This is a genomic window from Yinghuangia seranimata, from assembly GCF_029953285.1.
Lineage (GTDB): Bacteria > Actinomycetota > Actinomycetes > Streptomycetales > Streptomycetaceae > Yinghuangia > Yinghuangia seranimata.
The window spans coordinates 1-13,164 of the sequence record NZ_JASAOI010000002.1 but is presented as its reverse complement, the minus strand read 5'-3'; the positions used below and the strand labels follow the sequence as shown (position 1 = coordinate 13,164).

The window sequence follows — 13,164 nt, the reverse complement described above, 5'->3', positions numbered from 1 at the left end:
TCGGCCTGGTCAGGCGTGGTCCCCTAACGCAGGACGACGCTATCGGGGAACGGCAGCCGCCACTCCCCTCCCAGACGTATCGGCGGTTCCCGGGCCGGGCGCAGCGCCGCCCACACGCTTGACTGAAATTTCAGTCAGTGAGACAGTCGAGGGCATGACGCAGCCCAGCCGCACCGTCGCCGCCGAGTCCTCCTCCCCCACCGCGTGGCGCATGCCCGCCGAGTGGGCGCCGCACGAGCGGACGCTCATGGCCTGGCCGACGCGCAAGAGCCTGTGGGGCCCGTACTTCGACGAGGCGCGGGCCGAGTACGCGGCGACCGCCAATGCGATCGCGGCGTTCGAGCCGGTGCTGATGGTCGCCAACCCGGGCCAGGGGGCGGAGGCCCGGGCCGCGTGCACGGCGGGCGTGACGGTCGTCGAGCTGGCGATCGACGACTCGTGGCTGCGCGACTCCGGCCCGCTGGTCGTCCTCGACGGCGAAGGACGCCGCGCCGCGGTCGACTTCAGGTTCAACTCGTGGGGCGGGCGGTTCCTGCCGTACGACCAGGACGCGACCGTCAGCCGCCGCCTGCTGTCGGTCCTCGGCATCGAGCGCGTCGACTCGGGCATGGTCCTCGAGGGCGGTTCCATCACCGTCGACGGCGAGGGGACGCTCATCACCACGGAGCAGTGCCTCCTGAACCACAACCGCAACCCGTACCTGACCCGCGAGGAGATCGAGGCCGAGCTCATGACGCGGCTCGGGGTCACGAAGGTGGTCTGGCTGCCCTTCGGGCACGCGGCGGACGAGCACACGGACGGCCACGTCGACGGCGTGTGCACGTACGTCCGGCCCGGCGTCGTCCTCGCCCAGTCGTGCGACGACCCGGCCAACCCGGACCACGCGCGCATGGCCGCCAACCTCGAGGTCCTGCGCACGACGACGGACGCCGCCGGGCGGAAGTTCGAGGTCCTCGAGATGCCGCAGTACCCCGTGCACACGCTGCCCGACGGCACGAAGACGTCGGTGTCGTACGCGAACTTCTACGTCGCCAACGGCGCCGTGATCGTCCCGACCGCCGGCCACCCGCTCGACGAGCCCGCCCTCGCCCAGATCGCCGACGCGTTCCCCGACCGCGAGGTCGTAGGCGTCCCGGGCAACGTCGTGTCGTACGGCGGCGGAGGCGTGCACTGCATCACGCAGCAGGTGCCGGCGGCCGTCCGGCCGTAACGCCAACGCACGTCGGTGCATGTCCGCGCGGTTCCGCGCGGTTCCGCGCGGACGTGGAGCCGCCGCGCGACGGCCCGCCCCCTCACTTTCACCCGTTCGCCGCGCCACTCGCGCCGCGAACCCCCTCTACACCGCCCCGGATCGGGCACCTGCTCGGCGGGCGCCCCCTGTCGTACCACCGCACCACCGGAGGATCCTGTGCCAGCGTCATCCCGCCCGTCCCGCCGGACCTTCCTGACGTCGATGGTCGGCGTCGGCGCGGTCGCCGTCGGCCTGGCCGGCTGCTCGGACTCCTCCGGAACGGACGGTGAGGCCGGGCCCGAGACCTCCGGCACGTCCGCCCCCGGGACGTCGGGCTCCCCGTCGACGCGTCGGTTCGGCGCCGAATGGGACAGCCACGCCCGCACGTTCATGTCGTGGCCCGCGTCGACCGGCATCTGGGGACCCGACCTGGCCGCGGTGCGCCGGGACATCACCGGGATCGCCCGCGCGATCGCCGCGACCGAGCCCGTCGTGCTGCTCGCACGCCCCGAACAGGCCGACGACGCGCAGAACGCGTGCGGCTCCGACGTCGAGGTCGTGCCGATCCCCGTGGACGACCTGTGGGCGCGCGACACCGTGCCCGTGTTCGTGGAGGAGGCCGGCGCGGTCCACGGCGTCGACTTCAACTTCAACGGCTGGGGCGACAAGCAGGCCCACGGGCACGACGCGCTGGTCGCGCGCGAGGTGCTCGCCAAGTACGGGATCCCGCGCGACCAGACCTGGATCACGGCGGAGGGCGGCTCGTTCGAGACGGACGGCGCCGGGACGCTCATGGTCACCGAGAGCTCCGTGGTCAACGACAACCGCAACCCGGGCAAGAGCCGGCAGCAGATCGAGGACGAGCTCAAGCGCGTCCTCGGTGTCACGAAGGTGATCTGGTTCGAGGGCGTGCGCGGCAAGGACATCACCGACGCGCACGTCGACTCGCTCGCCCGCTTCGTCGCGCCGGGCGTGGTGCTGCTCGACAAGGCGTTCCCCGGCGAGCCCGCCGACTCGTGGTCGCGCTCCGCGGACCAGGCCCGTGCGGTGCTCAAGGACGCCACCGACGCGCGCGGCAAGACCCTCCAGGTCATCGACCTGCCGCAGCCCGATCCGCAGGAAATGACCGGCCACGGCGACGACTTCGTGTCGTCGTACGTCAACTTCTTCATCGGCAACAAGGCGGTGTTCCTGCCGCGCTTCGGCGACAAGGCCGCGGACGACCGCGCCCGCGGGATCCTGCGCGACCACTTCCCGGACCGGGACGTCGTTTCGCTGCGGATCGACACGATCGCGTCCGGTGGCGGCGGGATCCACTGCGCGACGCACGACCAGCCGGGCACGCCCGCGCCCTGATCCGCGCGGAGTCGAGCACGGCGCGCACGGCGCCCTCACGCCTGGGCGGCCTGCCGGGCCCGGTACGCCGCCGCCTTCGTGCGGTTCTGGCACGCCGTCGAGCAGAACTGCCGCCCGGCGTTGCGGGAGGTGTCGACGTAGACGCGGTCGCAGTGGGCCGCCTGGCAGACGCCGAGGCGGCCGGCGAGCTCGCCGCCGAGGAGCATGGCGAGGCCGGTGGCGCAGCCGGCCGTCCAGGACGTGGCGAACGAGTCGTCGGCGCCGTGGAAGTGAACGCGCCAGGGCCCGTCGGGGGCACGGCCGAGGAGCGGGCGGGCGCCGCTGGTGGCGAGGAGGGCGTTGAGCGCCCCGGCCGCGTCGTCCATCCGGTCGGCGGCGACGGCTTCGAAGACGCGGCGCAGGTCGGCGGCGCTGCGCGCGAGGTGTTCGGCGTCGGCGGGCCCGTTCGGGCGGACGAGTATGGAGGGTTCGGCCAGCGCGTCGACGACGGCGGCGACCAGGTCGTCGCCGCGCGGTGCGGTGTACGGCCGGCCGCGGGACTCGCCGTCGGTCAGCGCGTTCACGAGCGCCACGGTGCCGTCGAGCAGCACCGTCATGTGACTGTCGAACAACACTTGACCAGTCACTCCCTTCCGATCTAGCGTCTCCGTCACTGACATTACCTGATTCACCAGTGACGGGGGTACACATGGGTGTCTTCGCCGCGCGCGGCGCCGCGATGCCGCGCACCGTACGGCTCCTGCTGGTCGCCCGCGCGGTCAACCGGCTCGGCGCGTTCTCCGTGCCGTTCCTGACCGTGCTGATCAGCGAGGACTACGGCGCGGGCGTGACGACCGCGGGACTGGTCGCCGCCGGGTTCGGCCTCGCGTCGATCCCGTCGCGGCTCGCGGGCGCGCGGTTCGCCGACGTGATCGGGCCGCGCCGCACGATCGTGCTGGGCATGGTCGGCTGCGCCGTCGCCCAGCTCGGCATCGCCCTGTCGCACTCGCTGGTCGCCGTCGGGGCGTTCGCGGTGCTGCTCGGCCTCGCGTACGAGCTGTACGAGCCACCGAGCCAGGCCATGATCGCCGACAGCGTCGCCCAGCACGAGCGGGTCCGCGCGTACAGCCTGCTGAACGCCGCCCTCGCGGTCGGCGGCATGGGCGCCGGCCTCATCGCCGCCGCCGTCGGACGCTGGGACCTGCGCTGGCTGTTCGTCGTGGACGCGGTGAGCTGCCTGGCGTGCGCGCTCCTCGTCGGGCGGGCGCTGCCGGCCGACCCGCCGCGCGACGCCGACACCGCGCGGCCGAGCGCCGACACACGCGTGCGCCCCTGGCACGACCGCGCGCTGCTGCTCATGCTCGCCTGCGGCACCGTCTACGCGCTGGTCTACCTCCAAGTGGTCATGGCGCTCCCCCTCGCCCTCGAAATCCGCGGCATGGCCGCGGCCGACGCGGGCTGGCTCTTCACGGCGTCGGCGCTGACCGTCGTGGCGTCCCAACCCCTCGTGCGGGTACCGCGGTTCGCGGCCCTGCCGAATCCCGCCGCGCTCGCGCTCGGCTACCTGCTGTCGGCCGCGGGCCTGACCGGGCTGGCCGCCGCGCACTCGCTCGCGGCCTCGGTCGGCGCCGTGGTCGTGTGGAGCGTCGGCGAACTCATCGTGCTCGGACGGGCCTACGCCCTGGTCGCCGACCTCGCCCCGCCCGGCGCGACCGGCCGCTACCTGGCGGTGTTCGGCATCAGCTGGGGCATCGCGGGCGTGGCCGCGCCGGTGGTCGGCACCCAGCTCCTCGACCGGTCCGGGCCGGCCGCGCTGTGGGCCGGGACCGCCGCCGTATGCGTGATGCTCGCGGCCGTGCAACCGTACGCCGCACGGGTGCTGTGCACCCGCCGGGCCTCCGCCGCACCGGACGCGGTGACCCGCGCGGTCGGCGTGCGCGACGCGGCGGCACAGCCCGCGGAGTGACGGTGGCGGCACGTCCGGTGCCACATCCGTCACCTGCGAGGATGGCGTCCGGCAGCGGCAAAGGCGCCGCGGCGACGGAACGGGGCAGACGTGATCACGATCCACCTGAAGTACGAGATCGACCCGGACAAACTGGCCGACTTCGAGGAGTACGGCCGACGCTGGGTCCGGCTGGTCAACCACTTCGGCGGCGACCACCACGGATACTTCCTGCCGAGCGAGGGCGACAGCGACATCGCGTATGCGCTGTTCACGTTCCCCGGCTTCGCCGAGTACGAGGTGTACCGCAAGGCGAGCGCGTCCGACCCGGAGTGCCAGGCCGCGATCGAGCTCGCCCGGACCACCAAGTGCATCCGCCGCTACGAACGCCGCTTCCTGCGCCCGCTCGACACGGAGGCGGGCGCAGAGGGCGACGCGGGCACCGACCGGTGAGCGCTCCCGAGGTCGTCCGGCTCGACCACTACGGCAAGGCCGGCCAGGCCGCGATCCTCGGTGACGGCCCGGACCCGTTCGGCGTCGCGGACGTCGGGTTCACCTGGCTGCCCAAGGAGCTGCACTTCGGTGTCATGTGGGACGGCCGCCTGGTCGCGCACACCGGCTTGCTGCGGATACCGGTGACGCTGGCCGGGACCGACACCGACGTCATAGGCGTCGGCGGCGTCGCGGTGGCCACCGACGCGCGCGGACAGGGCCTGGCCCGGCTGGTGGTCGGCGCGGCGGTCGACCACGCGCGTACATTGGGGCCGGAGTTCGGGCTGTTGTTCTGCCGCCCGCCGCTGGTCGCGCTGTACGAACGGCTGGGCTGGCACCGCGTCGAGAACGACGTCGTCGTGGAGCAGCCGGACGGGCCCGCCGTGATGCCGCTGGCGACGATGTGGACGCCGCTGCGGGACGGCGCCGCCTGGCCGGACGGAGACCTGAGGCTGCGGTCGTTCCCGATGTGAGCCGAGCTGAACCTCACCGGGTCCCGAAGCGGATCTCGCGCAGCCCTCGCGCGGTCGTCCTGCTGAGCACCACGGCCGACGCCCACCCCGGCGCGGGCGCACCGGCCGCCGCGAGGCGGTCGAGCGCCCGCCGGGTGCGGACGCAGTGCCGCGCGAACTGCCGCGCGGACAGGGCCCGCCCTCGGGCGCGCTGGCCGGCGAGCGCGGTCTCGGCGCCGACGTCGAGGAACAGCAGGTGAACGGCGCGGCCCTGACGCCGCGCGGTCCCCGCGAGCCAGCGGCGCACCAACGGCACGGTCCCGCAGTCGTGGACGACGACCGGCCCGCCGCGGCGCAGCGCGGCGCGCAGCCGGCCGTAGTGGACGAGGCGTACGAGCGGGCGCACGAGCAGGTACGGCAGCCGACGCGGTGTGCGGGCCTGGAACCACACGCGCACGTGCCCGGAGTCGATCAGCGGCACGCACACGCAGCGGGCCATCAGCGTGCTCTTGCCCGCACCGGGAAGGCCGGTGACGACGACGATGTCGGTGTCCCCGTACAGGAGCGTGCGCGGCTGGGGCTGCGCGGTGCGCAGGTCGTGGAGGCGGTGCGGCCGGAGCGGGACGGCGGCCGGTATCGCGGCCGGTATCGCGGCCGGTGCCGGGCGCGGTGGGCGGACGGTCGTGGCCTGGGGTGGCTCGGTACAGACGGTGAGGCCGTCTTCGGGTGCGGAATCCCCGTGCATCGCCGCGTTCGCCCCCCAAGGCCGTCGGACCGGCCCGGTCCGCCGCCGACCCGGCGCGCCCCGTACCGAAGAAGCAGCCCCGCCGGCATGACCGTTCGGGGTCGTCGGAGGGGCGGCCGATATCCTACAGATCTGTCGTTGTTGCCCGCATCGCGAAGTCGACGGATTGCAGGCGCTCGGCGGACGGGCGGCTGAGCAGCGTGACGGACGCCCACCCGCGCGGAGCCGCCCCGTCGGCGTCCAGTCGGCCCAGCAGGCGGCGGGCGTTCACCCGGTGCCGGGCGAACCGCTGTGCGGGGACGGCGCGGCCGCGCTCCCGCTGCCCGGCCAGCGCGGTGTCGGCGGGCACGTCGAGGAACAGCAGGTGCACGTCGCGCCCGCGGCGGCGCGCCGACCGGGCGACCCAGCGCCGTACCAGCGGGACGGCGCCGAAGTCGTGGAAGACCAACGGCCCTTCGGCACGCAGCGCGGCGTTCAGCCGCCTCAGGTGGGCGATCCGGACGACGGGCCGCACGAGCCGGTAGGGCACCCAGCGCGGCAGCCGAGTCTGGTACCGCTTGCGCGTGTGCTGCGAGTCGACGACGGGCACGCGGACGCAGCGCGCGATGAGCGTGCTCTTCCCGGACCCGGGCAGCCCGGCGACGACCAGCACCGCCGACGGCCCGTACTCGAGCACAGCAGGCGACGGCCCGCCGCGCAGGTCACAGACCCCGACGGGCCGCAGCGGGGCCGGATGTCGGACATCGGAGCTGGGCACGAGCCGCACGATATCCGCCCGCGCTCCGGAGCGTGCGTCCGGTGAACCGGTCACACGCCGCCGCCGAGGCACGAAGCACCACCACCGTGCCCGAACCGATCCGACCCGACGCCACCTCCCCGGTCACCCCGCACGCGGGCAGCCGCCGGCCGGCGCAAGCGGCCGCCGACACCCGACGGGGCACGACGGGCCGGGAGCCGGGCAGGGCGGGTCGAGGAGCGGGCCGGGAGCCGGGCAGGGCCGGAAGGCCGGGCGGGCGGGCCTGACCGGAATCGCTCGGATACCGCCGCCGCTCACCGCGTCCGAATCCGCCACGCAGCCGCGACCGCCCTCGCGGGCGGCGTCGGCACGCGTCCAGGGCGCCCGCCGCCACCCCGCAAGCGCCACACGGCACGGCGCTCGTCGCACGCCCGTCGTGCACGGCGTGGACTTGTGCACCCGTTTCGCGCTCGCCGCCGTCCCGTGCGCGCCACCAAGCACGGCGCACGCCGCGCCGTCATGCGCGGCCTGGGCTTATGCGTCCGTTTCGGGGCCGCCTTCCGCGTCGTTCGGGTCACACGCCGCCCCGCGTTGTGGTGGGCTCGAAGCATCGGTTCGGACGTTACTGCGTCTCGGTGAGGGGGTTCACTGGACCCGGTGACGTCGTGATCGGTCGTGACGGCCGCTGGTCAAGCATGGGGGTAGGCGGACGGATCACACGGGTGGGGGGACGGGTGCGTGGCGACACGGTTACGGCGGGGTGTTCCGTCCTGGTCGGCGGGGTGCGGCCGGCGGTGCGGGAGGGGCGGCGGGTCCTCGGGGCGTTGCAACGGCTGGCGTGCGGTGGCCAGGTCGCGGAGCCCGATGCCGCGCCGGGGTGGGAGGGGGTCGGCGCCGAGCCCGTCGGGCCCGGACGGCTGCGGGTGCTGCTCGTGGTGGACGACCTGCGGATCGGCGGCGCGCAGCGGCAAGTGACCGGCTTGGCCGTCGCGTTGGCGGCGCGCGGGCACCGGGTGGTGCTGGCGTGCACGGAGGCGGGTCCGCCGGCGGCGGCGTTGTCGGGGGCGGGCGTGCGGGTGGTGGTGCTGGGACGACGGCGGGTCGCGAAGCGGGTCAGTCTCGGGTTCGCGGTGCGGATCGCGCGGCTGGCACGGTCGGGGCGGTTCGACGTGGTTCACGCGCACGTGCACGCGGCGTCGATGGCGGCCGCGTTGGCGGGCACGGTCACGGGTGTGCCGGTGGTGGTCACGGAGCACAGCATGGCGTCGTGGCGCGGGGTGCTCGCCCGGGCGTACAGCCGTCCGTTGTACCGGCGTTGCGCGGTGGTGCTGGCGGTGTCGGAGCAGATCCGGGAGCGCCTGTGCACGGTCGACCGGGTGCCGGAGGGTCGGGTGCGCGTGGTCGGCACGGCGTTGTTCGCCCGTCCGCCGGTGTCGAGGGGTGACGTGCCGCGGGGCGAGGCCCCGACGGTGGGGGTGGTGGCGCGGCTGCAGCCGGAGAAGGGCGTCGAGCACTTCGTGCGGGCGGCGGCGCTGGTCGCGGAGCGGCATCCGCGGGCGCGCTTCGCGGTGGTCGGCGGAGGGCCGCTGCGCCGCGGGCTGGAGGAACTCGCGGGCACGCTGGGTGTCGCGGACCGGGTCCGGTTCCTCGGCGCGCGGACCGACGGGCCCGCGGCGGTCGCAGGCCTGGACGTGCTGTGCGTCCCGTCGTTGACCGAGGGCGCGCCGCTGGTGGTGCTGGAGGCGATGGCCGCGGGCGTGCCGGTGGTGGCGGCGGCCGTCGGCGCGATCCCCCGGCAGCTCGACCACGGCCGGGCGGGTGTGCTGGTGCCTCCGGCCGATCCGGACGCGCTGGCGGCGGCCTTGGGCCGGCTGGTCGCGGACCCGCGCGAGCGGCGGCGGGTGGGCATGGCGGGGCGGCTGCGCTTCGACGGCCTGCCGGACCCGGCGTCGGTCACGGACGCGGTGGAGGACGTGTACCGGAGGCACCTCCGGCGGTGACCCGCCGTGGTACCGCCCTGCGCTGATCGGGTGGGAATCGGCGCGAATCGCGGCGCGTCTTCGCAAAACCGGATGAACCAGACGTTGTGGTGGTGGCTGTCCTCCGTCGGCAAGGAAGGCATCCATGCGTAAGCGTGTCGTCGTCACTGGGGGTGCCGGGTTCATCGGCTCCCACCTTTGCGAGCGGCTGATCGCGGACGGGTATTCGGTGCTGTGCGCCGACAACCTGCTGACCAGTTCGCTCGACAACCTCGCCGGGCTCGCCGGCGAACCAGGGTTCGAATTCCTGGAACAGGACGTGTCCGACGGCCTCGCCGTCAGCGGCAAGGTCGCCATAGTCCTGCACTTCGCGTCGCCGGCCTCGCCGGTCGACTATGCACGGCACCCACTCGAGACGCTGCGGGTCGGGTCCGTGGGCACCATGAACTGCCTGGAACTGGCGCGGGAGAAGAACGCGCGGTTCCTGATCGCGTCCACGTCGGAGGTGTACGGCGACCCCGCCGAGCACCCGCAGCGTGAGTCGTACTGGGGCAACGTCAATCCGATCGGACCGCGCGCCTGCTACGACGAGGCGAAGCGTTTCTCCGAGGCGGCGGCCGCCACATACCGCTCGCTCGGCACCGACGCCGCGATCATCCGGATCTTCAACACCTTCGGCCCGCGCATGCGCCCGGCGGACGGCCGGGCCATCCCGACCTTCATCCGGCAGCTGCTCGACGGCGAGCCGCTGACGGTGGCCGGAGACGGCTCGCAGACCCGCTCGTTCTGCTACGTCGACGACCTGGTCGACGGCATCGTGCGGATGGCGCGCTCCAACGTGCCCGGCCCGGTCAACCTCGGCAATCCGACCGAGCTGACGATCCTCGACCTGGCCCACCGCATCCGCGAACTCGCGGAGTCCGCCGTCGAGATCCGGCACGTACCGCTTCCGGTGGACGACCCGCGGGTGCGCCGCCCGGACATCGGGCTCGCGCTCGAGCTCCTCGACTGGCGGCCGGTCACGCCGTTCGAGCAGGCACTGTCCCAGACCTTCGCGTGGTGCTCGGCCCACTGGGCTCCCGCCGCGCACACCGCGGGACCGGCCACCGCCGGCGTCCCCGTCGCAGCACCGGTCGCGGCGAACGCGGCCACCCCCGTCCTCGCTTCCTAGGGAGACCTTGATGCACTGTGCCGACCCCGTCGACGCGGTGGTGACCGGCGCCGGCGGCTTCATCGGCGGGCACCTCACCAGAGCCCTGCTCGCCGAAGGCAAGACCGTCCGCGCCGTCGACCGCAAGCCGTTGGACGAGTGGTACCAGGCGCACCCGGACGCCCACAACGTGGTCGCCGACCTGAGCCTCGCCGAGAACTGCGCGAAGTCCGTCGAGGGCGGCGCCGCCGAGGTGTACCACCTGGCCGCCGACATGGGCGGAATGGGCTTCATCGAGAACAACAAGGCCGCCTGCATGCTGTCGGTGCTGCCGTCGACGCACATGCTGCTCGCCGCGCGCGACGCCGAGGTGGACCGGTTCTTCTACGCGTCGTCGGCCTGCGTGTACGCCGCCGACAAGCAGACCGAGGCCGCCGTGCTCCCGCTCCGCGAGGAGGACGCCTATCCCGCCATGCCGGAGGACGGCTACGGCTGGGAGAAGCTCTTCACCGAGCGGATGGCCCGGCACTTCCGCGAGGACTACGGCCTGGCCACGCGGATCGCGCGCTACCACAACATCTACGGGCCGCACGGCACGTGGGACGGCGGCCGTGAGAAGGCCCCCGCCGCCGCGTGCCGCAAGGTCGCGGTCGCCGCGCTCACCGGCGCGAGGGAGATCGAGATCTGGGGCGACGGCGAGCAGACCCGCAGCTTCACGTACATCGAGGACTGCGTGACCGGCACGGTGCGGCTCACCCGCAGCGACACGGTCGAGCCGCTCAACGTCGGCTCGGACGAACTCGTCTCCATCAACCGGCTGTACGCCATCGTGGCCGACATCGCCGGCGTCGACCTGACGTACCGGCACATCCCGGGCCCGCTCGGCGTACGCGGCCGCAACAGCGACAACACCCGTATCGTCAAGGAGCTTTCGTGGGCTCCGTCGACGCCGCTGCAGCGCGGCCTCGAGGCGACGTACCGGTGGGTCTACGACCAGGTCAAGGCATGCCTGAACTGACCGAGGCCCTCCACCGGGTGGACGTCCTGGGCGTCGGGGTCAGCACGGTCAACCCGCGCAGCGCCCTCGACGAGGTGACCCGCTGGATCGACACCGGCCGCCGTGAGTACGTGTGCGTCACCGGCGTGCACGGCGTCATGGAGGCCCAGCGCGATCCGGAACTCCTGCGCATCCACAACGCGTCCGGGCTGACCGTGCCGGACGGTATGCCGATGGTGTGGGCGGGACACCGCGTAGGCGCGGGCTGGATGGCCCGCGTCTACGGCCCGGACTTCATGCTCGACGTCCTGGCGCGCGCCGCCGAACGCGGGTGGAGCTCCTACCTGTACGGCGGCGCCGAAGGCGTTCCCGAGCTGCTCGGCGAACGCCTCGTCGAGCGCTTCCCCGGCCTGAAGATCGCGGGCGCCTACTCCCCGCCGTTCCGCCCGCTGACCGAGGCGGAGGACGCCGAGGTCGTCGAGCGGATCAACGCGAGCGGCGCCGACCTGGTGTGGGTGGGCCTGTCCACCCCGAAGCAGGAGCGGTGGATGGCGTCGCACCGCGAACGGCTCGCCGCGAACGTGCTGTTCGGCGTCGGCGCGGCGTTCGACCAGCACGCGGGGCGGGCACGCCCCGCGCCGCCGTGGCTCCAGGAGCGGGGCCTGGAGTGGGCGTACCGGCTGGTGAAGGAGCCGCGCCGGCTGTGGCGCCGCTACCTGCGCAACAACCCGGCGTACCTGGCGCGCAGCGTCCTCCGCCCGCCGCGGCTGCGGCCCGTCGACGAGGGGTGAGCGCGCTGCGCGTCGCCGTCGTGCACAGCTTCTACTCCTCGGCGCAGCCCAGCGGGGAGAACGCCTGCGTGGTCGACCAGGTGCGGGTGCTGCGCGAGGCGGGGCACGAGGTCGAGGTCGTCGGTGCACACACCGACGACCTCGCCGCCGGTCGGCTCTATCCGCTGCGTGGGGGGGGCCCCCCGGGCCCCCGGCGCGCGCGAGCCGCGGGGGGGGCCGCCCCCCCCCGCCCCCCCCCCCCCCCCCCCCACGCCGCTCGCCGCCCTCCGCGCGTTCCGCCCGGATGTCGTCCATGTGCACAACCTGTTCCCGAACTTCACCCGGCACTGGGTGCGCGACTGGACGGGTCCGCTGGTCGCGACGCTGCACAACTTCCGCCCGCTGTGCGCCGGGGCGAACCTCTACCGCTCGGGCGCGACGTGCACGGCGTGCCCGGACGGCGACCGATGGGCGGGCCTGCGGAACGGCTGCTACCGGGGGTCGCGAGCGGCGACGGCGCCGCTCGCGTGGGCCAACCGGCGCGGCGCGGCGGCCGATCCGCTGTTGGGCCGGGCCGACCGCCTGGTGACCATCGCGGAGTTGAGCCGACGTATGTACACGCGCGTCGGGGTGGCGGCCGAACGCACGGTGCTGATCCCGAACTTCGTCGACGAGGCCGGTCCCGATCCGGCGCGGCCGACAGGACGTCCAGGCGAACCCGGCGGCCTCGAACCGGTACCGACCGCGGACCGGCGCACAGCCGCCGAACCGCCGTCCGCACCGCGCGACCGCTGGCTCTTCGCCGGCCGTCTCTCCGCCGAGAAGGGCGTCGTCGAACTCCTCCGCGTCTGGCCGCACGACCAGGGTCTCGACGTGGTCGGCGACGGCGAACTCGCCGACGCCGCACGGGCCGTGGCCCCCTCGTCGGTGCGGTTCCTCGGCCCGCTGCCGCGCGCCGAGCTGCGCGGAATCCTGCCCGCCTACCGCGGCCTGGTCTTCCCGAGCCGCTGCTTCGAAGGCGCGCCGCTGATCGAGGTCGAGGCCTATGCGGCCGGCCTTCCCGTGCTCGCCTTCGACGGCTCGTCGGTCGCCGAGACCGTGCGGGCGCTCGGCACCGGCCGCGTCGTCACGTGGGAGGAACCGCTCGGCGCCGCGCTCCGCGCCGCCGCCGCCGCGTTCCCCGACCTGCGGGGGCACTGCCGAGCGGTGTTCGCCGAGCACTTCACCCCGCGCGCCTGGCTGGCCCGGACGGAAAAGGTGTACGCCGACGTCGTGGGGGGGTGCCGCGGGGGCGCCCCCCCCGCCGGGGGCGGGGTGCGGGGCCCGCCGGGG

Annotated in this window: 13 protein-coding genes; 10 read left to right on the top strand and 3 right to left on the bottom strand. The window is 74.2% G+C overall.

Annotation, left to right across the window (positions count from 1 at the left end):
• The first annotated feature begins 154 nt into the window (after positions 1-154).
• Together QI554_RS00330 and QI554_RS00325 are read left to right on the top strand one after the other, a co-directional pair.
• Positions 155-1,210, top strand: coding sequence for an agmatine deiminase family protein (locus QI554_RS00330; protein ID WP_281464448.1), 1,056 nt, complete (start codon positions 155-157; stop codon positions 1,208-1,210).
• Positions 1,211-1,453: 243 nt separating this feature from the next.
• On the top strand, positions 1,454-2,587 hold the full coding sequence (locus QI554_RS00325; protein WP_281465155.1) for an agmatine deiminase family protein: 1,134 nt from the start codon (positions 1,454-1,456) through the stop codon (positions 2,585-2,587).
• A 35-nt stretch (positions 2,588-2,622) separates the two neighbouring features.
• On the opposite strand, the gene QI554_RS00320 is transcribed toward QI554_RS00325, so the two are convergent.
• A complete protein-coding gene (locus QI554_RS00320) occupies positions 2,623-3,201 on the bottom strand; it encodes a CGNR zinc finger domain-containing protein (RefSeq protein ID WP_281464446.1) in 579 nt (192 codons plus the stop codon).
• 74 nt (positions 3,202-3,275) lie between these two features.
• Between QI554_RS00320 and QI554_RS00315 the strand changes: the two genes are divergently transcribed.
• The 3 genes from QI554_RS00315 (at position 3,276) to QI554_RS00305 (ending at position 5,476) form a co-directional block, all read left to right on the top strand.
• Positions 3,276-4,532 (top strand): MFS transporter, encoded by a 1,257-nt coding sequence (locus tag QI554_RS00315; protein WP_281464444.1) that lies wholly within the window; start codon positions 3,276-3,278, stop codon positions 4,530-4,532.
• 90 nt (positions 4,533-4,622) lie between these two features.
• A complete protein-coding gene (locus QI554_RS00310) occupies positions 4,623-4,964 on the top strand; it encodes an NIPSNAP family protein (RefSeq protein ID WP_281464442.1) in 342 nt (113 codons plus the stop codon).
• Positions 4,961-5,476 (top strand): GNAT family N-acetyltransferase, encoded by a 516-nt coding sequence (locus QI554_RS00305; protein ID WP_281464440.1) that lies wholly within the window; start codon positions 4,961-4,963, stop codon positions 5,474-5,476. Before QI554_RS00310 ends, QI554_RS00305 begins: the two co-directional genes overlap by 4 nt.
• Before the next feature lie 13 nt (positions 5,477-5,489).
• On the opposite strand, the gene QI554_RS00300 is transcribed toward QI554_RS00305, so the two are convergent.
• Together QI554_RS00300 and QI554_RS00295 are read right to left on the bottom strand one after the other, a co-directional pair.
• On the bottom strand, positions 5,490-6,200 hold the full coding sequence (locus QI554_RS00300) for an AAA family ATPase (RefSeq protein ID WP_281464438.1): 711 nt from the start codon (positions 6,198-6,200) through the stop codon (positions 5,490-5,492).
• 124 nt (positions 6,201-6,324) lie between these two features.
• Complete coding sequence (locus tag QI554_RS00295) at positions 6,325-6,957, bottom strand: AAA family ATPase (protein WP_281464436.1); 633 nt, start codon at positions 6,955-6,957, stop codon at positions 6,325-6,327.
• Positions 6,958-7,670: 713 nt separating this feature from the next.
• Here QI554_RS00295 and QI554_RS00290 point away from each other — a divergent pair.
• From QI554_RS00290 to QI554_RS43505, 5 genes are all read left to right on the top strand, one after another.
• Positions 7,671-8,936, top strand: a complete 1,266-nt coding sequence (locus tag QI554_RS00290) for a glycosyltransferase (RefSeq protein WP_281464435.1) — start codon at positions 7,671-7,673, stop codon at positions 8,934-8,936.
• A 124-nt stretch (positions 8,937-9,060) separates the two neighbouring features.
• Positions 9,061-10,086, top strand: coding sequence for a UDP-glucuronic acid decarboxylase family protein (locus tag QI554_RS00285; protein ID WP_281464434.1), 1,026 nt, complete (start codon positions 9,061-9,063; stop codon positions 10,084-10,086).
• Between the two features lie 10 nt (positions 10,087-10,096).
• Positions 10,097-11,083 (top strand): NAD-dependent epimerase/dehydratase family protein, encoded by a 987-nt coding sequence (locus QI554_RS00280; RefSeq protein ID WP_281464433.1) that lies wholly within the window; start codon positions 10,097-10,099, stop codon positions 11,081-11,083.
• Positions 11,071-11,853, top strand: a complete 783-nt coding sequence (locus QI554_RS00275; RefSeq protein WP_281464432.1) for a WecB/TagA/CpsF family glycosyltransferase — start codon at positions 11,071-11,073, stop codon at positions 11,851-11,853. Before QI554_RS00280 ends, QI554_RS00275 begins: the two co-directional genes overlap by 13 nt.
• Before the next feature lie 123 nt (positions 11,854-11,976).
• A partial coding sequence (locus QI554_RS43505) for a glycosyltransferase family 4 protein (RefSeq protein WP_281464431.1) occupies positions 11,977-13,164 on the top strand: 1,188 nt, incomplete at its 3' end.

What these genes read in the sequence shown, in the direction of transcription:
- QI554_RS00330 (WP_281464448.1), top strand. Translation starts at nt 155, where the DNA reads ATGACGCAGCCCAGCCGCACCGTCGCCGCCGAGTCCTCCTCCCCCACC.
- QI554_RS00280 (WP_281464433.1), top strand. Translation starts at nt 10,097, where the DNA reads ATGCACTGTGCCGACCCCGTCGACGCGGTGGTGACCGGCGCCGGCGGC.
- QI554_RS00300 (WP_281464438.1), bottom strand. Translation starts at nt 6,200, where the DNA reads ATGCACGGGGATTCCGCACCCGAAGACGGCCTCACCGTCTGTACCGAG.
- QI554_RS00315 (WP_281464444.1), top strand. Translation starts at nt 3,276, where the DNA reads ATGGGTGTCTTCGCCGCGCGCGGCGCCGCGATGCCGCGCACCGTACGG.
- QI554_RS00285 (WP_281464434.1), top strand. Translation starts at nt 9,061, where the DNA reads ATGCGTAAGCGTGTCGTCGTCACTGGGGGTGCCGGGTTCATCGGCTCC.
- QI554_RS00275 (WP_281464432.1), top strand. Translation starts at nt 11,071, where the DNA reads ATGCCTGAACTGACCGAGGCCCTCCACCGGGTGGACGTCCTGGGCGTC.
- QI554_RS00325 (WP_281465155.1), top strand. Translation starts at nt 1,454, where the DNA reads ATGGTCGGCGTCGGCGCGGTCGCCGTCGGCCTGGCCGGCTGCTCGGAC.